We start from the raw sequence: 20,991 nt of genomic DNA, 5'->3' as shown, positions 1-20,991 counted from the left end.
GTCCCCTACGCGGCCGACGAGTCACGGTCACCGTTCGCGCGCTTGAAGTAGTCCCTGGTCTCCCGCTCGGCCAGCTCGGGGCGCTCGGCCCACCAGGCGTTGGTCTCCTGGCAGAGCTGGCGGAACGTCTCACGCTCGATGGCCGCGAGGATCCAGGCGTTCACCGAGATGCCTGCGGCGTCGGCTCGCTGCTTGATCTGGGTGTGCGTGTCATCGGTGAGGTTCAGGCCAAGGCGCTTGGGCATGGCGCGAGTTTACGGCGCTGCCCGGTGGCGCCCGGCGAGGGCGCGCCCGGCGTGTCGGCTGATGTTCACCTCCCGCTCATCGGGGATGTCTCGCCGGGGTCATCTTCGTGAGAAGTAATTGGTCCGGACGTTTTACCAAAACGATCGGAGGCCTCCCCATGGCGGAAGAGATCAGCCGTCGCCGTTTCCTCGGCGCCGCGGCGGGCACGGCGGCGGCGACCGCGTTGCCGCAGGTGCTGCTGGACGCGATGGCCGCGCCCGCGGCGGCGGGCACCGCGCGTGACATCGAGCACGTCGTGATCTTCATGCAGGAGAACCGCTCGTTCGACCACTACTTCGGCTCGCTGAACGGGGTGCGTGGCTTCCGCGACCGCAACGCGATCACGCTGCCGAGTGGCAAACCCGTGTGGTACCAGCCGTATTCGAACGCCGACGGGCACATCCTGCCGTTCCATCTCGACACCAAGGTCTCGAAGGCGACCTGCTCCGACGCGGCCGCGATGAGCTGGCCGGTCGACCTCGGCGTGTGGCACGGCGGCAAGCACGACGCGTGGAACACCGCGCGTCAGCCCGCGCTCGGGATGGGGTACTACCAGCGCCAGGACCTCGATTTCTACTACCAGCTGGCGAACGCGTTCACGATCTGCGACCACTACTTCCAGTCGACGCTGACGCAGACCAACCCGAACCGGCTGCACTTGTTCACCGGCAGCAACGGCCTGTCGGCCGGCCAGCCCGCGACCATGGACAACACCGAGCCGTCCGCCGGGTTCACCTGGAGCACCTACGCCGAGCGGCTGCAGTCGGCCGGTGTCAGCTGGAAAGTCTACCAGGAAAGCGACAACTTCGACGACAACGCGCTGGCCTGGTTCAAGAACTTCAAGGGCCTGCGTGCCGGAAACCCGTTGTACGACAAGGGACTCGCGACCGTCCCCGATCTGGTGAAGGCGTTCGGCGCCGACATCGACGGCGGAACGCTGCCGCAGGTCTCGTGGATCGTGGCGCCGGCGGCGCTGTCCGAGCACGCCGACCACCGGCCTGCCGACGGGATGAACCTGACCGCGCGCCTGCTGGCCAAGCTGGCCGCGAACCCCGGTGTCTGGGCGAAGACCGTGTTCCTGCTCAACTACGACGAGGGCGGCGGCTTCTTCGACCACGTCCCGCCGCCGATGCCGCCGACCTCGTCGAGCGACGGACTGTCCACTGTGGTCACCACCGGCGAGCTGTCCGGCGGAAAGCCGATCGGGCTGGGCTTCCGGGTGCCGATGATCGTGGTCTCGCCGTTCTCCCGCGGCGGGTTCGTCTGCTCGGAGGTGTTCGACCACACTTCGGTGCTGCGCTTCTGCGAGAAGGTCTTCGGTGTCGCCGAGCCGAACATCAGCGCGTGGCGCAAGTCGGTCACCGGCGATCTGTTCTCGGCGTTCGACTTCACGGCGGCGAACACCGCGTGGCCCGCGCTGCCGGACACCTCGACGTATCCGGCGGACGCGGCGAAGCAGTGCGGCACGCTGCCGGACCCGAAGATCCCGAGCCCGCAGGTGGTGCCGTCGCAGGAGCCGGGCACGCGCAGGTCGCGGCCGCTGCCGTACGCCTTCGAGGCCACCGGGCGGGTGACCGCGAGCCAGTTCCTGATCGACATGGCCAACACCGGCACGCGTGGCGTGTGCGTCTACGTCTACCCGAACGCGCATCGCACGGACGGCCCGTGGCGGTACACGGTCGAGGCTGGCAAGACGCTCTCGGACTACTGGGCGGCAGGCACGCCGACCGGCGCGTACGACCTCTCGCTGTACGGGCCGAACGGGTTCCACCGCCGGTTCAAGGGGAACCGGGCCATCCCGGCAGGCGCGGCCGATCCGGAGGTGAAGGCGCGCGCCGACGTCGCGAGCGGACGGCTGTACCTGAGGATGACCAACACCGGCTCGGCCGCGTGCGTCGTCACGGTGACGGCGAACGCGTACCGCGCGGACGGTCCGTGGACGTATGAGCTGGCAGCGGGTGCCACGGTCGAAGATTTCTTCACGATCAGCTCGGCGAACTGGTGGTACGACCTCACCGCGTCCGCGAACACCGCGGACGGGTTCCTGCGCCGCTTCGCGGGACACGTGGAGAACGGTTCCGCGAGCGTCACCGACCCGGCTTCTTGACGGAGTCCACCCCGATTGGCTTTTAGGGGCCCCTTAAAGCCGCCGGATTCCTCGGAGTTCGGTCGGGGCAAGGCACATGATGCATGCGAAGAAGCCGGAGAACAGAGCAGATGGAGGGCCGATGGGCCGGGTGGCAGGCAAGGTCGTCTTGATCACCGGCGCGGCGCGGGCACAGGGCCGCAGCCACGCCGTGCGATTGGCGGAAGAAGGCGCGGACATCATCGCGATCGACATCTGCGCGAACGTCGAATCCCCCGAATACGACTTGGCGACGGAGGAGGACCTCGCCGAGACGGTCCGCATGGTTGAGAAGACCGGCCAGCGGGTCTTTTCGAAGGTCGCGGACGTCCGCGACCGCGTCGGGCTGCAGGCCGCCATCGACGAGGGCGTCGCCGAGCTGGGCAAGCTCGACGTGGTCATCGCCAACGCGGGTATCTCGCCGATCGGCGCCGGGCGTCCGATCGTCAACTTCACCGAGACCGTCGACATCAACCTCAACGGTGCGATCAACACCGTGCACGCCTCGATGCCGCACCTCGGCGAGGGCGCTTCGATCATCATGATCGGCTCGGCGGCCGGTCTCATCCCCGGCTACGGCGACACCGGGCCCGCAGGCCCCGGCGGGGCGGCGTACTCGTTCGCCAAGCAGACGCTGGTGCAGTACGTGAACGCGTTCGCGGTGCAGCTCGCGCCGACGAGCCGCCGCATCAACGCGGTGCACCCGACCAACTGCAACACGCCGCTGCTGCAGAGCCAGCCGATGTACGAGACGTTCCGGCCGGACCTCGAGAACCCGACCCGCGAGGACGCGGAGCCGGCCTTCGCCACCTTCCAGGCGATGCCGATCCCGTACGTCGAGTCGAGCGACGTTTCGCACGCGGTGACCTACCTGGCGTCGGACGAGTCCCGGTACGTGACGGCTTTGCACCTCAAGGTCGACGGCGGCGCGCTGGTGCAGCGCGGCCTTTGAGCACAACGGCTTGCCGAACGGGCTCCGTCCTCCGCGGACGGGGCCCGTTTTGTCGTGTGTCGCCGAATCGTGACCTTGGTCTGTCAACCCCGAATGGGCTACACCCGTCTTGGTTGGTGAACAGGGAGAGAGCAACTCACAGTGCGGGGGTAGTACGTCGTGAAGAAGATCTTGGCGGGGGTGGCGGCGGCGTTGGCGGCCGTGGTCTTGACCGCGTGCTCGGGCGGGACGCCCAGCAACGTCGACACCGTGCCGGTGGCCGCGAACGCGGCGCCGACGACGCAGGCGCCGACCTCGTCCGCGTCCTCCTCGTCGGCCGAGCCGACCCCGACGACGAGCAGCTCGTCCAGCTCCGCGAAGCCGGCTCCCACCACGACTTCGAAGAAGCCCGCGCCCAAGCCGGAGCCTAAGCCGCAGGCCGCGGCCGGTGTGCCCTGTGCGGCCACTGTGGACGTTTGCTTCGACGTCTCCGCCAAGAAGGTCTGGCTTCTCAAGGACGGAAAGGTCGTTTACGGCCCCGTCGGCGCGCTCGGTGGCCGCAAGGGCAACCCGACGCCGATCGGCACGTTCCGCGTCAGCAGCAAGGTCAAGAACTACCACTCGAAGCAGTTCGACGCCCCGATGCCGAACTCGGTCTTCTTCTCGCCGGGCATCGCGTTCCACACCGGCAGCCTGTCGGTCTACTCCCACGGCTGCGTCCACCTCTCGCCCGCGGCTTCCGCGAAGCTGTTCGGCAGCCTGAGCGTCGGCGACGTGGTGCAGGTCGTCCCGTAAGCGTTCAACGCGAAAACGGCGCGTTCTGGACTCTCGTGGTCCGGAGCGCGCCGTTCTTTTTGTCCGGTGGTGATGACCCCCAGTAGTCACCACCGCCCGCCACCCGACGCGCATGATTGAATAGCCGATGTTGCCAGGTGGCAACCCTTTCGACCTGGCTTGAAAGGGTCTGACCTGCGGAGGGAGCCCATGTCACTGCGGATTCACTTCAGCGGTGCCGACCTCGCGCGGGTGACGCTGGCGGAGACCCCCGACCCGCTCTGGGAGCTGCTGCTCAGCTTGCACGCCGTGCAGGGTCCGGTCGACCATCCGTTGTTCGGCCGCTGGTCAGCTGAAATTTCCCTGACCTCGCAGGTACGCGAGCTCTGCCGCATCGCACCGGCCCGCGGCTATTCACCCGACTTCCTGACGCCCGGTGAGAGCGCTCGCGGGCTCGACGCCGGACTCGAAGCGGTCCTCACGACCCCGGTGCCGCGCCTGCGTTCCGAGCTCTCGCTGCTCGACGGACCAGCGTGGGCGAACGCACTCGGTGAACCCCGATCAACTACGCTGCGTGACCTCGTCGGTGGCCTCGCCGACTACCACCGCACGGCCGTCCAGCCACATTGGACCCAGATCGAGAAGCAGGTCGGCGGCGACCGCGCGGCCCGCGCCCGCATCCTGCTCAACGGCGGCGTCGAAGCACTGCTCGGCGGCCTCCACCCGGCACTGCGCTGGCAGGCACCCGTCCTCGAACTGCGCGGCGACCACGTCCAAGGCGACCTGCACCTGAACGGCCGCGGCCTCCGCCTGGTACCCGCCTTCTTCTGCGAGGGCGCCCCGACCCTGCTCGCCGACCCCGGCCTGCCGCCCGTCCTCGTCTACCCGATCGCCCACGACCCGGCCTGGCTCGCTCCCGCCGGCGCCGGCGGGAGCTCGTTGGACTGGGCCGCGCTCGCGGCGTTGCTCGGCCCGACCAGGGCCCAGGTCCTCTGCGCGGCCGCGACCGGCTGCAACACCACCCAGCTGAGCAAGGAAGCCGGGATCTCCCTCGCCTCCGCGAGCTACCACGCCTCGATCCTGCGCGAAGCCGGTCTTCTCGAAACCCACCGCGCGGGCACGGCCGTCAAGCACACCCTTTCCCCGCTGGGCCGGGACCTCCTCGCCCGCCAAACCTCACTGGGTCAGTCCAGCGTCGCCTGAGCCCTCGTTCAAGCCCGAAAGCCACTTCCGGCAAGTGTGATAGCCCGAAAGCCACTTTCGTCAGATAGGACCTGACGAAAGCCACTTTCGGGCTTCAACGAGGGGGGTGTGGGGACGCTGGTATGTCCCCAATGCGTCTTTCGGTACCTGGGAGGGACCGAAGGACGCATTGGGACCGCGTCAGAGGAGGTCGGCCGGGGTCGTGCCCAGCGAGGTCAGGGGCAGGTCGAGCATGGCGCGTTCGACGAGCCAGCGGCTGGGCCGGTAGCGGGGGTCGCCCGAGGCCTGGTGCAGCTCGTGCAGGATCCCGAGCAGGAGTGCGGCACCGACGTCGGAACCCCATGTCAGGGGGCCGTGCGGGTAGCCGAGGCCGAGGCGGACCGCGGTGTCGATGTCGGCGGGGGTGGCGAGGCGCTGGTCGGCGATCGCGCACGCGGTGTTGACGATCGACGCGAGCAGGCGCTGGGCGATCATCGCGGAGCCGTCGCGGACGATCGTCACCGGAAGGCCGGTCGACGCCAGCGCCGCCCAGGCCTCACGGCCGATGGCCACATCCAGTCCAGGGTGGACAGTCAGCGTCAGGCGTCCTTTGAAGCCGCCCAAGGGATCCACGCCCAAAGTGCGCGACGCGTCGGTGCCCGCGGCCAGCGCGGCGTCCAGAGTGGACTGACCGTATGGGGTCAGCAGCACGATCGCCTCGTCCGTCGGGAACTCGTAGTCCTCGACGAGAACGCCTGCTGAGCGCAGCAGCGCGGACAGTTCTTCGCTGTCCGTCCACAGCTTCTGGCCGCCACGCGCGGGCGCCGCCGGTTCGGGTTCGACCTGCTGCACGCCGTCGGTGTAGACGTAGAAGCCTTCGCCGTTCTTGCGGCCGAAGAGGCCGGCGGCCACCCGGGGCCGCGTCAGCCAGGAGGGGCGCAGGCGCGGTTCGGCGTGAAAACCGCTCCAGATGCTTTCGAGCACGGCGTGTGAGACGTCGAGGCCGGTCAGGTCGAGCAGCTCGAACGGGCCGAGGCGGAGGCCGAGCACGTCGCGGGCGATACGGTCCACATCGGACGGTGAGCACAGGCCTTCGCCGAGTATCTGCAACGCTTCCGTGCCGAGTCCGCGCCCGGCGTGGTTCACCAGGAACCCTGGCGCGTCCGGGGCCAGCACCGGCTGGTGACCCCAGGAGCGCACCAAGGTGGTCAGCGCCGACGGGATCCACGGCCGGGTCCGCGCGCCCGGGATGACCTCGACCACGCGCATCAGCGGGACCGGGTTGAAGAAGTGCAGACCGGCGAGCCTGGTCGGGTCGCTCAGCGTCGCCGCGATCTCCGTCACCGACAGGGAGCTGGTGTTGGTGGCGAACACCGTCGTGGCCGGGCAAACACGTTCCAGCTCAGAGAAAAGCTCGCCTTTGACCGCGAGGTCTTCGCGGACGGCTTCGATGACCAGATCGACGTCGTCCGCGGGAGCGAACGGTCCGTCCACCGGGCGCAGCCGCGACTTGGCCGCCGCGGCGTCGTCGGTGCTCAGCTTGCCCTTCGAGGCGAGCTTGTCGAACATCCCGCCGACGAACTCGACCGCCTTGCTCACCGCTTCCGGCTGCGCGTCGGCCAGTTCCACCGTGCAGCCCGCGGCCGCGGCCAGCTGCGCGATCCCGCGCCCCATCACGCCGGTGCCGATCACCCGGACCGTGCGGGCCTCCCACTGTTCGCTCATGGGGTGGAACGTACCCGGTACCTGAGGTGGGTCACCCCGGCCGAGGCGATCACCCGGTCCGGCACCAGCCGCAGGTCGTCGAGGCCGTCGAACAGCCGGGTGCCTTTGCCCAGCGTGATCGGCGCGACGTGACGAAGTGGAACGTCGTGCCGCCCAGCCGCGGCCACGGCTCGCGCGGTGCGTGGGTGAGCACGAACACCGGCGCGTGGAAAGGGGCGTCGGCAGGCCAGTTCGGTTCGCCCTCGTCGAACATGCGGCGGCCCATCACGTTCGCGCCCGCCCGTGCCCTGATCTCCTTGACCACGTCGTTGTCCTGCCCGGTCTCACCGCCGGACAGGCCTTGCGACGCACGCCAGGCCTCCTGGCCGAACACCCACTCGTGCAGCCGGGTGCCGCCGTCACCGAGCGGGTTGGCCGGACCGCCGTCGGGGCCGCCGATGTAGCCGTCGAGCGAGATGGACAGATCCACGAAAACCGTCATGACCGGCTCCTTCTTCAGTGGGTGACACCACGAAGTCGGAGCCGGTCACCGCTTTTCGACACGGTTCAGCGGAACCGGGCGAAGAACTGCTGCAGATCCCCGATCAGCAGGTCAGGCGCGTCCTGGGTGGCCCAGTGACTGCCCCGCTCGAACTCGCTCCACGACACGATGTTGCCGTGGTCGCGGTCGGCGAACCGGCGCAGCGGCCGGAAGTCGTACGCGAAGCTCGCCAGCCCCATCGGCGTCGTCGTCGGGCCGACCGGCTCCTCGGCCTGCTTGTGCTCGTAGTAGAACCGCGCCGACGAGGCCGCCGTGTTCGTCAGCCAGTAGATCGTCGCGTTGGTCAGCACGTGCTCGTCCGGCGTCGCGCTGAGCAGCTGCGCGCTCCACGCGAGCTGACCGGCGGGCGAGTCGGCGAGCGCGTGCGCCAGGTTCTGCGGCTTGGTGGCCTGCAGCTGCGCGTAGGCGGACATCTCCTCGTTGAACTTCTGCAGGAACGCGAGCAGCCCCATGTCCTGCTCGCTGAGCCCCTCGAACTCGGCAGGGTCGCCGCTGGGGAACGAGAAGATCTGCGTGACGTGCACGCCGATCACGCGGTCAGGGTGCTGCCTGCCGACCTCCGGGCTGACGATCGACCCGGCGTCGTTGCCGTGCACGCCGAACCGCTCGTAGCCGAGACGGCTCATCAGCTCGGCCCACGCGTCCGCGACACGGAACGGGCTCCAGCCCTTCTCCTTGGTCGGCCCGGAGAAACCGAAACCGGGGATCGACGGGATGACCAGGTGGAACGCCTCCGCCGGGTTCGCCGGGTTGGTCAGCGGCTCGATCAGGTCGAGGTATTCGAGGATCGAGTTCGGCCAGCCGTGCGTGAGCAGCAGCGGGGTGGCGTCCTCGTGCGGCGACCGGACGTGCAGGAAGTGGATGTTCTGGCCGTCGATCTCGGTGGTGAACTGCGGGTACTCGTTGAGCTTCGCTTCCCACTTGCGCCAGTCGTAGGTGGTCCGCCACTGCTCGACCAGCCGCTGGACGTACCCGAGCGGAACACCGCGCTCCCAGCCCGGCGGCACCGGCCCGGTCTGCTCGGCGGCGGGGTCGGCGGGCAGTTCCTCGGTCCAGCGGGTGCGCTCGAGACGGGAGCGCAGGTCGTCGAGGTCGCCCTGCGGGATCTCGATGCGAAAGGGGCGGATGTCCGTGTTGTTTTCCATGACCAGAACTCTAAGTCGGCATTAGGAAGACTTCGTTCCTAATGAACTGGCAGACTCGGAAAAATGTTGGAGACTTCGGCGCGGCTGCTGCGGCTGCTGTCCTTGCTGCAGACACCGCGTGACTGGACCGGCACGGAACTCGCCGAACGGCTGGAAGTGAGCAGCCGGACGGTACGCAACGACATCGACCGGCTACGCAATCTCGGCTACCCGGTCGACGCGACGCGCGGCTCGGTCGGCGGCTACCGGCTCGGCGCCGGCGCCGCGTTGCCGCCGCTGCTGCTCGACGACGAAGAGGCCGTCGCCGTGGCGATCGGCCTGCGCACCGCGGCGGGCGGCACGATCGCCGGTGTCGAGGAGACCTCACTGCGCGCGCTGGCGAAACTCGAGCAGGTGCTGCCGAATCACTTGCGGCGCAGGGTGAACGCGTTGCAGACGTACACCGTCCCGGTGCCGAGGGAGCAGCCCGGACCACGGGTGAGCGCGGACATCCTGACCCTGATCTCGGCCGCCTGCCGTGATCACGAGCGGCTGCGGTTCGACTACCGCGGCCATGACGGGTCCGCGTCGCGGCGGAACGTCGAGCCGTATCGGCTGGTCAACTGGGGCCGCCGCTGGTACCTCGTCGCCTGGGACGTCGACAAGGCCGACTGGCGGACCTTCCGCGTCGACCGGATGGAGCCGAAGTCGCCGCTCGAACCGCGCTTCGCGCCGCGTGAACTGCCCGAAGACGTCACCGACCGGGTGCGGCGCGGGGTGTCCGCGGCGGCTTGGCGGTACCGGGCTCGGGTGACCGTGCACGCGTCAGCCGAGGTCGTGACCGAGCGGGTCAACCCGGCCGTCGGCACGGTCGAGGCCGTCGACGCGGACACCTGCGTGCTCGACACCGGCGCCGACAGCCTCGACTCGCTGGCCGTGCATCTCAGCATGCTCGGCGTCGGCTTCACCGTGTCCGAGCCGCCGGAGCTGGTCGAGCTGGTGCGGGAGCTGTCCGAGCGGTACCGCCAGGCCACGCGTTAGGGTTCGCGCGTGCCACCGAAGCGTCTCACTCGTGACGAAAGCCGGGCGCGGACCAGGGAACGGCTGCTCGACGCCGCCGCCGAGCTGTTCGCCGAGCGTGGCGTGAACGGCGCCTCGGTCGAGCAGATCGCCGAGCACGCAGGCTTCAGCCGCGGCGCGTTCTACGGGAACTTCGCCGACAAGCACGAGCTGGTCGTCGCGTTGCTGAAGCAGCGGACCGAGCGGGAGATCGCCGAGGTCGGCGCGCTGCGCGCGGCGTCGGCCGACGAGACGATGGACCGCCTGCGCGAGTGGAACGTCGAGCGCGCCCTGAATCTGGACGGCTGGTTCGCGCTGCGGACCGAGCTGGCGCTGTACGCGTTGCGCAATCCCGAGTCGCGCCCGATGGTCGGCGACGGTGAGCGGCTCGCCCGTGAAGCCGTCGAAGCCGGGGTGCGTCATCAGTTCGAGGTGCTCGGGCTGGCGCCGCCCGCCGACCCCGCGTTCATCGCGCTGATCGTCCACTCACTGCAGGATGGGTTGCTGCTGCAGCGTTTTCTGGCTCCGGACGGCACGAGCGACGGCGTCGTCGTCGACGCCGTGCAGCTCGTGATGCGGGCGCTGGCCGCGCTTTCGGCTACTTCAGGCCGATGAACTCGGCCATCTGCTCGGCGGTGTGCGCGAAGAAGGCGTCCGCCGGGTCGGCGCTGCCGACGTACTGACCGAACAACTCGAAGCTCAGCATCCCGAACAACTGCGTCCAGGCGATCAGCAGCCTGGTCACGGTCAGCGGCTCGACCGTGCTGCCGAGCGCGGTGTTCAGCCGCTCGGCCTGCTCGCGTAGCACCTCCGGCAACGGCACATGGCGGTGCGGCAGCTCGATTTCCGCCACTCGCACGATCCCGGCCAGCACGAGGGCGACCCTGGCCGCGGGCGCGACGGTGTCCTGCGGCGCCTGGTAGCCGGGGATCGGCGAGCCGTAGATCAGCGCGTACTCGTGCGGGTGCGCGAGCGCCCATTCGCGGACCGCGTGCCAGACGGCCGCCCAGCGGCCACGCAGGTCGGCCTGCGGCTGGTCGGCGTCCTCCGCGGCGGCGCCGATGGCGTTGTACGCGTCGATGATGAGCTCGGTCAGCAGGTGATCACGGCTGGGGAAGTAGCGGTAGAGCGCCGACGAGACCATCCCGAGTTCCCTGGCGACCGCGCGCAGGGAGAGCCCGTGCGCGCCGACCTCGGCGAGCTGGCGCCGGGCTTCCTGCTTGATGTCGCTGGTCATCAGTACTCGAGCGCGGTCACGGGCCGTTGGCATGCCCGTGATTCTGGCAGAAACGAGAGCGGTGCACAAATTCGAGAGCACTGCTCTTGACAGTGCGATGGCCATGGGTGTTCACTGGTCACAACAGAGAGCACTGCTCTCGCAAACTTAGAGGAGACGACGATGACCACTCGCTACATCGAGCCCAAGTCCGCGACCACCGTGTTCAACCAGGTCGTCGCGAAACTGACCAAGCTGGGCTTCAGCGTCTGGGGGAGCAGGGTGCTCTCGGTCCGCGGCCGCAAGAGCGGCGAACTGCGCTCGGTCCCGGTCAACCTGCTGGAACTCGACGGCGAGCAGTACCTGGTCGCGCCGCGCGGGGTCACGCAGTGGGTGCGCAACCTGCGTGCCGCCGGCGAGGGGCAGCTGCGGGTCGGCCGCCGTGTCGAGGAGTTCACCTTCGTCGAGCTCGGCGACGACGAGAAGCCCGCGATCCTGCGGCCGTACCTCAAGCGCTGGAAGTTCGAGGTCGGTGTGTTCTTCGACGGTGTCGACGCGAAGGCGTCCGACGAGAAGCTGCGCGAGATCGCGCCCGGCTACCCGATCTTCCGGATCACCGTCCGCTAGAGCGGCGCGCGGTGCCCGCCACCAGCAGCACCCCGCCGAGCAGCGCGACCAGCCCGATCAGGAACCACAGCTTCGACCCGGTCATGAAGCTGCCGCCGAGCACCCCGACCCCTTGCAGCACCCAGACCGCGCCGATCAGCGCGAGCAGGACACCGAGCGCGAGCAGCACCCATCGCTTCATGGCTTCAACCCTAGTCCGTCGTGAGCGTTCCCGACGGTTCTATAGCGTCGCCGGCTTGATCCACACAAAAGCCACTTGTGTAACGCTCAGCGTGACATAAGCCCCGTTCGTCACGTCTCCACCTCTCGCCAAAATGCCCAAATTCGACATAATGGACCAGAATTTGCTTCTGGCGTCCTTTGTGGACACTAAATCGGGTTCGGGTCATGGGCTGGGCGACGTGAACGCCACGTTCACAACGTTGAATGTTGCGGAAGGGACGTTCACGTCACCCGGCCTGGCGCAGCGGCCGAGAGTACGACGCCATGTTTGCCTTTCCCGCCAATAGCCGTCGGCATCACTCACGACCCGTCAGCCGACCAACCCGTGTTTGTAGGCGTAGACGACCGCGTGCACCCGATCGCGCAGGCCGAGTTTCGCCAGCACCCTCGACACGTGCGTCTTCACCGTCTCCTCGCCGACATGCAGGCGCTCGGCGATCTCGGCGTTGCTGCAGGCGTCGGCGATGAGCAGCAGCACCTCTTTCTCACGCGAGGTCAGCTTGTCGATGCCGGGCGCGGTGGACGTCGGCTCGATGCTGGTGGCGAAGCTGGCGACCAGCCGCCGCGTGACCGACGGATCGATCAGCGCGTCACCGCGGGCCGCCACCCGCATGGCGGAGACCAGCTCTTCCGGCGGCAGGCTCTTCAGCAAGAAGCCGCTCGCGCCCGCACGCAGCGCGCGGTAGACGTACTCGTCCGCGTCGTAGGTGGTGAGCACCAGAACGCGGGTGTCGTTGCCCGGCGCGGAAAGAATGGCCTCACAGGCGGCCATCCCGTCGAGCTTGGGCATGCGGACGTCGATCACCGCGACGTCGGGACGCAGGCGCGCGGTCTCGGTGACGGCCGCGTACCCGTCGCCGACTTCGCCGACGCAGTCGAAGTCCGGCTGGGTTTCGAGCACGGCACGCATTCCGGACCGGAACATCGCGTGGTCGTCGGCAAGCAGGACGCGGATCAAGACTGCTCCAGAGGGAAGATGACACGGACCTGCCAGCGGTTCTCACCGGGCAGCGGGCCGTAGGTGACCTGGCCGCCGAACAACGCGACCCGCTGGCGGATCCCGGCGAGCCCGCGATGCTGGAACTCGTTCGCGCCGCCGCGCGCGACATGCGTGGAATCGTTGGTGATGCTCAGGATCACCTCGATCTGGCGGTACTCGATGGCGACGTCGACGGTGCCGCCGTCGCCATGGCGCAGCGCGTTCGTCAACGCTTCCTGGACGATGCGGTAGAGCGCGACGTCGAGTGAACTCGGCAGGTCCCGCGGTTCGCCGATCGTGGTGAGCCTCGCCGGGAGGTTGGCCGCGCGGACGCCGTCGAGCAGCTCGTCGAGGTTGTCGAGCCCCGGCTGCCGCTGACCGGACTCGGTTTCCTTGCGGTGCAACAGATCCAGCAGGCGCCGCAGATCGACCATGGCCGCGCGGCTGGACGATTCGACGGCCGAGAGCGAGCGCCGCACCGGCGAATCGGCGGCGGGCAGGCCGAGTCTCGCCGCGCCCGCGTGCACCCCGATCGCGCTGACATGGTGGGAGATCACGTCGTGCAGGTCGCGCGCGATGGCCGTGCGTTCCTCCGCGACGGCTCGCCGGACGGCCTCGGCCTCGTCCTGGCGGCGTTGCTCCGCCTTGCGTTCGAGTTCGGCGATGTAGGCCCGGCGCGCGGTCGTGTACCGGCCGACCAGCCACGGCAGCACACCCGAGGTCAGCAAGCCGATGGAGACCATCCGCCATTCATGCGACCACTTGCCGGTGCCGGTCAGCGAACCCACCAGCAGGCCGCCGCACATCGCGGCGAGCGACAACCAGGCTGGGATGGTCGAAAGCCAGGCGCCCGCCCGGTAGCCGGCGATCAGGATGCCCGCGTTGTTGCCGACCGTCTGCCCCGAGCACGAGCACAACAGGATCGGCCCGCAGGCGACCAGCAGCGCGTGCCCCAGCGCGACCCAGCCGGACAGCCTGGCCGGGCCGGCGAGCGCGGCGTCGGCGACGATCGTCCCGATCAGGACGACCCAGACCTGCCAGCCGCTGGTCAGCGCCGGGCCACGGATCAGGAACTGGCCGACGTCCGCGACCAGGCACACGGCGGCGACCAGCATCGACTGCCGCGCCAGCGCCCCGCTCTTGTCCCGCACGGGGCCCACTCTGCACTATCCAGCGGGTGACGCGGGCTTTGTCCCGGGAGGGGCACCAGGGACAAAGCCCGCTTCAGGGCTCAGTAGCCCTGACGGCGCCCGCCGTTGGGCGGTGCGCCGTAACCGCCGCCACGCGTCATCTGGCCCGGTGTGCCGACGGTGGTGGCGGTCGCCGTGGTGCCGTTGACCTTCGCGGTGACGGTGACCGTGTCGCCGTTCTTCGGCTCGCTGGTCTTCCGCGTCGACGCGTCGATCGTGTAGGTCTGCTTGAAGTTGTCCTTGCTGGTCAAGGTGATCGAGGTGGCGCTGAGCTCGGAGACGGTGCCGGTCTGCAGCTGCTCGGTGGTGTAGCCGCCGTTGCCGTCGGAGACGACGAACTGACCGTGCAGCGCGTCGCGCGGGATCCCGCCGCCGGCGCCGGGTCCGGCGGGGCCGCCCGGTCCGAACAGCATCCGGCCGCCGCCAGGTCCGCCCTGGCCCGCCGCGTTGTCGGCGTTGCCGCTGGTGCCGACGGCGATCGCGACCCCGCCGCCCGCGGCGATCACCACCGCGACGCCCACCGCGACCGCGGTCTTGCGGCCAGACCACTTCTTCTGTGCTGGCGCCGGTGGTGGCGTGTCTCCCCAGCCCGCCGGTTCCGGCTGGGCGGTCGGCTCGGTGCTCATGATGTCCTCCGCGTTCGTCGTTGAACCCACGATCGCGACCGGGGCTGTGTTTGAGCTGTGCCTGCCGCAGGCGATACCTGTGGAGTGAACCCTCACAGCGGACACACAGGAAGCACACAGCAACGGCCCACGCGCGCCCGCGAAGATGGCACCATGACCAGCATGAACGAGTCCAAGGCCGACCTGCGCCGCGCCGATGGCACACCGGTGCGGGTGCTCGTGGTCGACGACGAGTCGACACTCGCCGAGCTCGTGTCCATGGCGTTGCGGATGGAGGGCTGGGAGATCCGCAGCGCGGGCACCGGCAGCGAAGCCGTCCGCGTCGCGCGGGAGTTCCGCCCGGACGCCGTCGTGCTCGACGTCATGCTGCCCGACTTCAGCGGCCTCGAAGTGCTGCGCCGGATGCGCGCCGAGTCCGCGAACCTGCCGGTGCTGTTCCTGACCGCGAAGGACGCCGTCGAAGACCGCATCGCCGGGCTCACCGCGGGCGGCGACGACTACGTGACCAAGCCGTTCAGCCTGGAAGAGGTGGCGCTGCGGATGCGCGCGCTGCTGCGCCGCGCGCACGGCGTGTCCGGCAGCCGGGGCTCGATGCTGGTGGTCGGCGACCTGACGCTCGACGAGGACAGCCGCGAGGTGCACCGCGGCGGCGAGCCGGTGCCGCTGACCGCGACCGAGTTCGAACTGCTGCGCTACCTCATGCGCAACCCCAAGCGGGTACTGAGCAAGGCGCAGATCCTCGACCGCGTCTGGAGCTACGACTTCGGCGGCCAGGCGAATATCGTCGAGCTCTACATCTCCTATCTCCGCAAGAAGATCGACGCCGACAGGGAACCGATGATTCACACCATGCGTGGCGCCGGGTATGTCCTCAAGCCCGCGAGCTAAGCGGCCGTGGTCGCTGCGGCGGCGGCTGATCGTCCAGCTGGCCGCGTTGCTCACCTTGGTGTGCCTGGTAGTCGGCGTGGTGACCGAGTTCGCGCTGCGTGACTTCCTGATCGGGCAACTGGACCAGCGGCTTTCGGCGGCCAGTGACCGGGGCTTCCGCGGCCCCGGGCCGGACCGGCGGCCGAGCGGCTCCTCCTGCGAACGGCCGCCAGGCGCGTTGTACGCCGTCGGACAGGGTGTCGATTCGCTGTTCGTCGAGGTCTCGCAGAAATGTGGAATCCGTGCCGCGGTGCTGCGGTCGCCGCGGGATGGTTCACCGGGTGAGCAGGTCCCGCATGACGCGATTCCCATCGGCGACGCCACGAAGCTGCTCACGCTGCCGCTCGACAACCCGCGCACGGTCGACGTCGGCAAGCTCGGCGGCTACCGGGTGGTCGCCAAGCACACGCCGGAGGGTGGCCTGCTGGTGACGGGCCTGCCTACCAACGATGTCCGCGACACCTTGTGGAGTCTCGGTTTCATCTTTGGGGGAGTCGCGCTGGGCGGGCTCATCCTCGCGGGCGCGGTCGGCGCGGTGACCATCCGCCGCACGATGGAGCCGCTCGACCGGCTCGCCGCGACCGCGGCCAGGGTCGCCGAGCTGCCGCTCGATCGCGGTGAGGTCGCGTTGTCCGAACGCGTCGACGACGTCGACACCGATCCGCGCACCGAGGTCGGCAAGGTCGGCTCCGCGCTGAACCGCATGCTCGGGCACATCGCGAACGCGCTGAAAGCCAGGCAGGCCAGCGAAAGCCGCGTCCGGCAGTTCGTCGCGGACGCCAGCCACGAACTGCGCACGCCACTGGCCGCGATCCGCGGTTACGCCGAATTGACCAGGCGCAGCAAGGAGAACGTGCCGCCGGACATCGCCTTCGCGATGAGCAGGGTCGAGTCGGAGTCGGCGCGGATGACCACCCTCGTCGAGGATCTGCTGCTGCTCGCGCGGCTCGACTCCGGGCGGCCGGTGGTGCACGAGCCGGTCGACGTCTCCCGGCTGGTCGCCGACGCCGTGGCGGACGCGCACGTCGCCGGTCCCGAGCACAAATGGCTGCTGGAGGTGCCCGGTGAGCCGATCGGCGTGCTCGGCGATTCCGGTCAGCTGCACCAGGTGCTGACCAATCTGCTGGCCAACGCCAGATCGCACACCCCGGCAGGCACGACCGTCACCACCTCACTGTCCACAACGGACGGTCAGGTGCTGCTGAAGGTCGTCGACGACGGGCCGGGCATCCCGCCGGAAGTGCTGCCGGACGTGTTCGAACGGTTCGCGCGCGGCGACAACTCACGGTCGCGCGCGGCCGGCAGCACCGGGTTGGGACTGTCGATCGTCGCAGCCGTCGTCGGCGCGCACCACGGCGATGTGAAGGTGTGGAGCCAGCCGGGCCGGACCGAGTTCCACGTGACTATCCCGGCAGCCAATCCGCGTTAGCGCCGCAGATCACCAGGCAGGGCAGCTCGGCGTCGACCTGCCCGGCGAGCCAGGCCGCGAACGGCACCGCGGCCGCCGGTTCGACGGCGAGCCGGAACTCGTCCCACAGCCGGTCGCGCGCGGCGAGGATCTCGTCGTCGCCGACCAGCAGTGACCGCACGCCCCTGAGCAGCGAGAACGGCACGGCGCCGATCCGGGTGGCGCCGAGCGCGGACGCGGCGACCGAGTCGATCCCGACGTCGACGGGCTCGCAGGCTTCGAGCGCCGCGTTGAGCGCGCGGCAGTTCTCGGGCTCGACCGCGTACGTGACGCGCTCGCCGATCGCGAGCGAGGTCCCGGCGGCCAGCCCGCCACCGCCGACGGCGACCACCACGGCGTCGACGTCCGGCGCGTCCTCGACGACCTCCAGGCCGACCGTGCCCTGACCGGCGACGACGGCCGGATCGTCGTAGGCGTGCAGGTAGCGCGCGCCAGGCCCGACGGCCGCGTACGCCGCCTCGGCGGCTTCGGCGTAGGTCGCGCCGTGGCGGACGAGCTTCGCGCCGGTGTCCTCGATGCGCCTGGCCTTGGCGGCGGGCGCGCCTTCCGGCACATAGACGGTCGCGGGCAGCCCGAGCAGCGCGGCGGCCGTCGCCACGCCGAGCCCGTGATTGCCGCCGGACGCGGTCACCACGTGATCAGGGCGGGGACCGGCGGCGAGCGCGTTGGCCGCGCCGCGCAGCTTGAACGAGCCGCCGCGCTGCAGGTGCTCCAGCTTCAGCACGAGCGGCCTGCCGTCGAGCTCGGCGCGCAACACCGGCGTGCGCCGGGCGTACGGGCGGACCGCGATGGCGGCTGCGCGGACGTCGGCCGAGGTGGGAGTGCTGATCGGGGCGCTCATGCCTCCACCCTGCACCCTGCCGACGGGACATCGCTACACTGGGCCACGGACCCCGCGCGGCGTCCACCCTGTGAACCTCCCCAGGGCCGGAAGGCAGCAAGGATAAGCAGGCTCTGACGGGTGCGCGGGGTCCGCTTTCATGTTCAGGGTCGGCCGAAACCTGTCGGTCCTGCCGGGTAGTCTCGCGGCGTGGCTCTCGCGCTGTATCGAAAGTACCGTCCGGCGACCTTCGCCGAGGTGGTCGGCCAGGAGCATGTCACCGATCCGCTGCGCACGGCTCTGGCCGCCGGCCGGATCAACCACGCGTACCTCTTCTCGGGGCCTCGCGGCTGCGGGAAGACGTCCAGCGCGCGGATCATGGCGCGCTCACTCAACTGCAAGCAGGGGCCGACGCCGGATCCCTGCGGCGAATGCGACTCGTGCAAGGCGCTCGCACCCGAAGGGGCGGGCAGCGTCGACGTCACCGAACTCGACGCCGCCAGCCACGGTGGTGTCGACGACGCCCGCGAGCTGCGTGACCGCGCCTTCTACGCGCCCGCGGACGCGCGCTACCGCGTGTTCATCATCGACGAGGCGCACATGGTCACCACGCAGGGCTTCAACGCGCTGCTGAAGATCGTCGAAGAGCCGCCAGAGCACGTCATCTTCATCTTCGCGACCACCGAGCCGGACAAGGTGCTCCCGACCATCCGGTCGCGCACGCACCACTACCCGTTCCGGCTGATTCCGCCGAGCTCGATGCGCCAGCTGCTGGAGCGCAACATCGCGGCGGAGGGCGTGCACGTCGAACCCGCGGTGTACCCGCTGGTCATCCGCGCGGGCGGTGGTTCCGCGCGTGACACCCAGTCCGTGCTCGACCAGCTGCTCGCCGGCGCCGGGCCGGACGGCATCGACTACGGCCGCGCGGTCGCGCTGCTCGGCGTCACCGACGTCGCGCTGATCGACGACATGGTCGACGGGCTGTCCGCCGACGACGCCGGCGCGGTGTTCGGCACCATCGAGAAGCTCGCCGAGGCCGGGCACGACCCGCGCCGCTTCGCCACGGACCTGCTCGACCGGCTGCGCGACCTCGTGCTGCTGCGCTCGGTGCCGGAGGCGCCGAGCCGCGGCCTGGTGTCCGCGCCGGAGGACGAGCTCAGCCGGATGGTCGCGCAGGCCGAGCGGATCGGCCTCGCCACGCTGTCCCGGTACGCCGAGATCGTCCACAATGGACTTCTGGAGATGCGGGGCGCGACCTCGCCCCGGCTGGTGCTGGAACTGTTGTGCGCCAGGATGTTGCTGCCCTCGGTCTCCGAGGACGAGGCCGCGCTCCTGCAGCGGATGGAACGTCTCGAACGGCGCGCGACGCTGGGTGCGCCCGGCCCGGCCGCTCCTGTCGCCCAGGTTCAGGGGCAGGCTCCCGAGGCGCAGGCCGCTCCGGCTCCCGTTGCCGCGCCGCAGTCCGCCGCGCCGGAACGTTTCCAGCGGCCTTCGCAGCGTCTCCCTGAGGCTCAGGCGGCTCCCGCGCCTGCTCCGACTCCTGCTCCCCAGCGCCCGGCGCCTGCCCCGGCTCCGGTGGCGGCCGCTCCCGCACCCGCTCCCGTCGCCGCCGAGCCGGAGGCACCCGCGGCCGCCGGCGCCATGGACGCCACCGGCATCCGCCAGATCTGGCCGCAGCTGCTCGCCTCGATCCGCAAGATCCCCGGCGGCCGCAGCACCGAGGCCATGCTCACCCAGGCGACCGTGCACACGGTCGAGGGCAACGCCGTCACGTTGACGCACAGCGCCGAACCCTTGGCACGCAGGCTTTCCGAGCAGCACAACGCCGAAAAGGTCGCCGCCGCGCTCCACGACGTGCTCGGCGGCACCTGGCAGGTCCGCTGCGTCCACGGCACCCCGTCCTCGGCACCGGCGGCCGCCCGCACCCAGGCGCCCGCCCGCCAGGCCACGGCCCAGCCCGAGCGTCAAGAACGCTCCTTCACCCGCCCGTCAGCGGGTCCCGCGGCCGCGAGCCCGGCAGCCGCGCCCACCATCTCCCGCCCGGCCCCGCAGCCGGAGCGTCCCAAGGTCACCAAGACCGAGCCGGACATCCCGCTGCCACCCGAGCCCATGGACGACGAGGAGCTCTACGACGAGGACGCCAGCCCGGCGCCCCCGCCGCCACCCCCGTCCCCCGAGAACGACCCCGAGGAGATCGCGGGCAAGCTCCTCTCCGACCACCTGGGCGCCCGCCCCCTCGAGACCTAGCCCTGGGAAAAATCCCAATGCGGCATTGGTCAGTTTTCAGACCGCCAATGTGGCTTTCGTCAGCTCGAAGCTGACGAAAGCCACATTGGGATTTTTTAGCCAGATCAGGCCAGGTAGGACTCGATCGCCGCAGCGATGGCCGAGGCATAGCGCTGGCGACCCTCAGGGCTCGCCATGGCGGCGGCTTCGTCGGCGTTGCGCATGTTGCCGCACTCGATCAGCGCGGCGGGGCGGGTCGAGAGGTTCAGCCCGGCGAGGTCCGCGCGCGGGGCGAGTCCGGCTTGGCCGAGGTAGGTCGACGTCGGGATGCCCGCGTCGCGGATGCCGTCGCGCAGCGCGCGGGCGAGACGTGTCGACGGTTCGCCTTGCTGGGCGTTGAGCGGCGGCGACGAGTAGGCGACGTGAAAGCCATGTGCCCCAGCGGAATTCGAGCCGTCGGCGTGGATGGAGATGACCGCGTCGGCGTTGGCCGAGTTGCCTGTCGCGGCCCGCTTGTCGACGCACGGGCCGACGCCGGAGTCGTCCTGGCGCGTCATGACGACCTTGATCCCCTTGGCCGTCAACGCCGCCGAAACGCGCTTGGCCACGTCGAAGGTGAACGCGTGCTCCGGGTAGCCGGCGTTGGTCGACGTTCCCGTGGTGTTGCACGGTTTCGTCTGCCCGCGCCCGGCGGGCACCTGCTTGTTGATCTCCGCGGCGTGTGAGCCGTTGCCGCCGTTGTGCCCGGGGTCGAGCACGATCACCTTGCCGGAAACAGGCGGCGATGACGGCGAACCGCTGCTGCTCGATGGCGTCACCGGAGCAGACGAAACCGGTGCCGACGACGAAACCGAAGTTTCAGGTGGCGCAGGCGGGATCGGCTGGATCGGTGACGGCGGATCCGGCTGGCAAGCCATGAGCAGCATCGAACCGGCCAAGAGAGG

General features: G+C 69.8%; 21 protein-coding genes and 1 other RNA gene. 11 read left to right on the top strand and 11 right to left on the bottom strand.

Annotated elements, in window-relative coordinates:
- Window positions 1-5: 5 nt before the first annotated feature.
- Window positions 6-245, bottom strand: a complete 240-nt coding sequence (locus AB5J62_RS40325) for a hypothetical protein (protein WP_370945288.1) — start codon at window positions 243-245, stop codon at window positions 6-8.
- A gap of 158 nt (window positions 246-403) precedes the next feature.
- Between AB5J62_RS40325 and AB5J62_RS40320 the strand changes: the two genes are divergently transcribed.
- The 4 genes from AB5J62_RS40320 (at window position 404) to AB5J62_RS40305 (ending at window position 5,318) form a co-directional block, all read left to right on the top strand.
- Window positions 404-2,392: a phosphocholine-specific phospholipase C gene (locus AB5J62_RS40320; RefSeq protein WP_370945287.1), complete on the top strand. Its 1,989-nt coding sequence runs from the start codon at window positions 404-406 to the stop codon at window positions 2,390-2,392.
- Between the two features lie 121 nt (window positions 2,393-2,513).
- Window positions 2,514-3,362: a mycofactocin-coupled SDR family oxidoreductase gene (locus AB5J62_RS40315; protein WP_370945286.1), complete on the top strand. Its 849-nt coding sequence runs from the start codon at window positions 2,514-2,516 to the stop codon at window positions 3,360-3,362.
- Between the two features lie 159 nt (window positions 3,363-3,521).
- The gene (locus AB5J62_RS40310) at window positions 3,522-4,136 is read left to right on the top strand and encodes a L,D-transpeptidase (protein WP_370945285.1); all 615 of its coding nucleotides are present in this window, start codon (window positions 3,522-3,524) and stop codon (window positions 4,134-4,136) included.
- Between the two features lie 189 nt (window positions 4,137-4,325).
- Window positions 4,326-5,318: an ArsR family transcriptional regulator gene (locus tag AB5J62_RS40305; RefSeq protein ID WP_370945284.1), complete on the top strand. Its 993-nt coding sequence runs from the start codon at window positions 4,326-4,328 to the stop codon at window positions 5,316-5,318.
- A 180-nt stretch (window positions 5,319-5,498) separates the two neighbouring features.
- Here AB5J62_RS40305 and AB5J62_RS40300 read toward each other — a convergent pair whose 3' ends face one another.
- The 3 genes from AB5J62_RS40300 to AB5J62_RS40290 all read right to left on the bottom strand — a co-directional run bounded on the left by AB5J62_RS40300 (window position 5,499) and on the right by AB5J62_RS40290 (window position 8,708).
- Window positions 5,499-7,022: a 3-hydroxyacyl-CoA dehydrogenase gene (locus AB5J62_RS40300; RefSeq protein WP_370945283.1), complete on the bottom strand. Its 1,524-nt coding sequence runs from the start codon at window positions 7,020-7,022 to the stop codon at window positions 5,499-5,501.
- A 49-nt stretch (window positions 7,023-7,071) separates the two neighbouring features.
- The gene (locus AB5J62_RS40295) at window positions 7,072-7,503 is read right to left on the bottom strand and encodes a dihydrofolate reductase family protein (RefSeq protein ID WP_370945282.1); all 432 of its coding nucleotides are present in this window, start codon (window positions 7,501-7,503) and stop codon (window positions 7,072-7,074) included.
- A gap of 65 nt (window positions 7,504-7,568) precedes the next feature.
- Window positions 7,569-8,708, bottom strand: a complete 1,140-nt coding sequence (locus AB5J62_RS40290) for an epoxide hydrolase family protein (RefSeq protein WP_370945281.1) — start codon at window positions 8,706-8,708, stop codon at window positions 7,569-7,571.
- A gap of 63 nt (window positions 8,709-8,771) precedes the next feature.
- Here AB5J62_RS40290 and AB5J62_RS40285 point away from each other — a divergent pair, with 63 nt between their 5' ends.
- Together AB5J62_RS40285 and AB5J62_RS40280 are read left to right on the top strand one after the other, a co-directional pair.
- The gene (locus AB5J62_RS40285) at window positions 8,772-9,728 is read left to right on the top strand and encodes a helix-turn-helix transcriptional regulator (RefSeq protein ID WP_370945280.1); all 957 of its coding nucleotides are present in this window, start codon (window positions 8,772-8,774) and stop codon (window positions 9,726-9,728) included.
- A gap of 9 nt (window positions 9,729-9,737) precedes the next feature.
- Window positions 9,738-10,361, top strand: coding sequence for a TetR/AcrR family transcriptional regulator (locus AB5J62_RS40280; RefSeq protein WP_370945279.1), 624 nt, complete (start codon window positions 9,738-9,740; stop codon window positions 10,359-10,361).
- Here AB5J62_RS40280 and AB5J62_RS40275 read toward each other — a convergent pair.
- Complete coding sequence (locus AB5J62_RS40275; RefSeq protein ID WP_370945278.1) at window positions 10,345-11,016, bottom strand: TetR/AcrR family transcriptional regulator; 672 nt, start codon at window positions 11,014-11,016, stop codon at window positions 10,345-10,347. The two genes, AB5J62_RS40280 and AB5J62_RS40275, sit on opposite strands and share 17 nt — an antisense overlap.
- 129 nt (window positions 11,017-11,145) lie before the next feature.
- Between AB5J62_RS40275 and AB5J62_RS40270 the strand changes: the two genes are divergently transcribed.
- Complete coding sequence (locus AB5J62_RS40270) at window positions 11,146-11,589, top strand: nitroreductase family deazaflavin-dependent oxidoreductase (RefSeq protein ID WP_370945277.1); 444 nt, start codon at window positions 11,146-11,148, stop codon at window positions 11,587-11,589.
- Here AB5J62_RS40270 and AB5J62_RS40265 read toward each other — a convergent pair.
- The 4 genes from AB5J62_RS40265 to AB5J62_RS40250 form a co-directional block, all read right to left on the bottom strand.
- Complete coding sequence (locus AB5J62_RS40265) at window positions 11,576-11,770, bottom strand: hypothetical protein (RefSeq protein ID WP_370945276.1); 195 nt, start codon at window positions 11,768-11,770, stop codon at window positions 11,576-11,578. The two genes, AB5J62_RS40270 and AB5J62_RS40265, sit on opposite strands and share 14 nt — an antisense overlap.
- 351 nt (window positions 11,771-12,121) lie before the next feature.
- A complete protein-coding gene (locus tag AB5J62_RS40260) occupies window positions 12,122-12,769 on the bottom strand; it encodes a response regulator (RefSeq protein ID WP_370945275.1) in 648 nt (215 codons plus the stop codon).
- Complete coding sequence (locus tag AB5J62_RS40255; protein ID WP_370945274.1) at window positions 12,766-13,941, bottom strand: sensor histidine kinase; 1,176 nt, start codon at window positions 13,939-13,941, stop codon at window positions 12,766-12,768. Before AB5J62_RS40255 ends, AB5J62_RS40260 begins: the two co-directional genes overlap by 4 nt.
- An 80-nt stretch (window positions 13,942-14,021) precedes the next feature.
- Window positions 14,022-14,606 (bottom strand): hypothetical protein, encoded by a 585-nt coding sequence (locus AB5J62_RS40250; RefSeq protein WP_370945273.1) that lies wholly within the window; start codon window positions 14,604-14,606, stop codon window positions 14,022-14,024.
- A 153-nt stretch (window positions 14,607-14,759) separates the two neighbouring features.
- Here AB5J62_RS40250 and AB5J62_RS40245 point away from each other — a divergent pair, with 153 nt between their 5' ends.
- Entirely contained in the window at window positions 14,760-15,494 is a 735-nt protein-coding gene (locus AB5J62_RS40245) for a response regulator transcription factor (RefSeq protein WP_370945272.1), read from the top strand.
- A complete protein-coding gene (locus AB5J62_RS40240) occupies window positions 15,472-16,962 on the top strand; it encodes a sensor histidine kinase (protein ID WP_370945271.1) in 1,491 nt (496 codons plus the stop codon). Before AB5J62_RS40245 ends, AB5J62_RS40240 begins: the two co-directional genes overlap by 23 nt.
- On the opposite strand, the gene AB5J62_RS40235 is transcribed toward AB5J62_RS40240, so the two are convergent.
- A complete protein-coding gene (locus tag AB5J62_RS40235) occupies window positions 16,937-17,842 on the bottom strand; it encodes a serine/threonine dehydratase (RefSeq protein ID WP_370945270.1) in 906 nt (301 codons plus the stop codon). The genes AB5J62_RS40240 and AB5J62_RS40235 overlap by 26 nt on opposite strands.
- Window positions 17,843-17,885: 43 nt before the next feature.
- On the opposite strand from AB5J62_RS40235, the gene ffs reads away from it, so the two are divergent.
- Both ffs and AB5J62_RS40225 read left to right on the top strand, forming a co-directional pair.
- Window positions 17,886-17,982: signal recognition particle sRNA small type (ffs, locus tag AB5J62_RS40230), an RNA gene on the top strand.
- 49 nt (window positions 17,983-18,031) lie between these two features.
- A complete protein-coding gene (locus AB5J62_RS40225; protein ID WP_370945269.1) occupies window positions 18,032-20,068 on the top strand; it encodes a DNA polymerase III subunit gamma and tau in 2,037 nt (678 codons plus the stop codon).
- A gap of 104 nt (window positions 20,069-20,172) precedes the next feature.
- On the opposite strand, the gene AB5J62_RS40220 is transcribed toward AB5J62_RS40225, so the two are convergent.
- On the bottom strand, window positions 20,173-20,973 hold the full coding sequence (locus AB5J62_RS40220) for an N-acetylmuramoyl-L-alanine amidase (RefSeq protein ID WP_370950470.1): 801 nt from the start codon (window positions 20,971-20,973) through the stop codon (window positions 20,173-20,175).
- Window positions 20,974-20,991: the final 18 nt, after the last annotated feature.

The sequence above is a fragment of the Amycolatopsis sp. cg5 genome, assembly GCF_041346955.1.
GTDB lineage: Bacteria > Actinomycetota > Actinomycetes > Mycobacteriales > Pseudonocardiaceae > Amycolatopsis.
The sequence above is the reverse complement of the archived record's forward strand: the minus strand, read 5'-3'. Positions and strand labels throughout refer to the sequence as shown.